We start from the raw sequence: 1,188 nt of genomic DNA on the forward strand, positions 1-1,188 counted from the left end.
CTTTTCGAGTATTTAGTGTAGGTTTAGATGAATTTATTGGAAGTGTTTGCTTTTCTATTTTCTCTAATCTCTCATCTAATTTTTCAATAGCCTCTTTTGTTTCTTTCAGCTCTAATTTAATTTCTGTGAGTAAGCGAAGTATTGCATCTCCTTTTGTCATTTTCAACAGTAATCGCTCCTTTACTTATAAAAAGTGTTGCTGTATATAGGTAAAATTTCAATTAAAATGGAAGTAGATACACAATTACAGCTTTTCCTTGTAGTTTATTGAAATGAGAAAAAAGCAACACGAAATACAAATACATAAATACCAAAATATAAAAAAATACTATAATCCATTTTTGTTTGCAATCTCGATTATCTATTTTCTTTATTTCATGATTATTGATCATTCTCTTTCAGCCCATCAATTATAGCTTTGTACTTTTTTGCTTGTTTTAGTGTCCAAATAGGTGTTGAAGCTAGGGTTTGAATTGGTTCGGGTAATAATGGTCTTACTTTTTTCCCACCTCGTTGTCGAGAATACTTTGTGCTTAAACGTGCTTTATCCCAACCGAGTATCTCAGCAAATTCTTTTAAACCAACGAGAGGGGGAATTACTCCCCCAATTCATCACTCCATGTTTGATAAAATCCACCACCAACAGTTTCAAGTACAGCGTCATCCTCTTGGGGGGATACTCCGTACCAATATGCCGTTGTGATAACTTCGCCATCTAAAGTTTCGATTGTGATTTTTTCTTGCGTGTAGGCAATACCTTTTTGGGCAATTTCCTTTACTTCGTTTAAATCATTAACTTCAACTTCTTCTGTGATTCCAGTATGGTAGTTCACAATATATTTTTCCATTTATAACATCCCCTTTAAAAAGTGATAACTTTGTTATCTTTATTATACCAAAAGTGATAACTTTGTAAACATTTTTAGATGAGACATTGAAAATATTTTTATGCGTTAATAATTACAGTACTATTATTAAACGATTTTATTATCCTTTTTTAACAACTATATTATTTATCATTTTAGCCAAGAAGACTCCTTCCTCAAGGAGCGTGAAGGGTCACAGCCCAGTGAGTAGGTGGGAGATGAATTGGCTTCGAATAAGGGATGGCAGGAAGCCATCTTAATTGTTCGACATACATAAAGTGTTGCTTCACTATCTATCGAATATATGTTTGGTGTATAATAG

Annotated in this window: 1 protein-coding gene; it reads right to left on the reverse strand. The window is 32.8% G+C overall.

The genetic code is table 11. The annotated features are described in order from the left end of the window. Positions 1-596: 596 nt before the first annotated feature. The gene (locus CO726_RS30960) at positions 597-848 is read right to left on the reverse strand and encodes a hypothetical protein (protein ID WP_099686827.1); all 252 of its coding nucleotides are present in this window, start codon (positions 846-848) and stop codon (positions 597-599) included. Positions 849-1,188: the final 340 nt, after the last annotated feature.

The sequence above is a fragment of the Bacillus fungorum genome (genome assembly GCF_002746455.1).
Lineage (GTDB): Bacteria > Bacillota > Bacilli > Bacillales > Bacillaceae_G > Bacillus_A > Bacillus_A fungorum.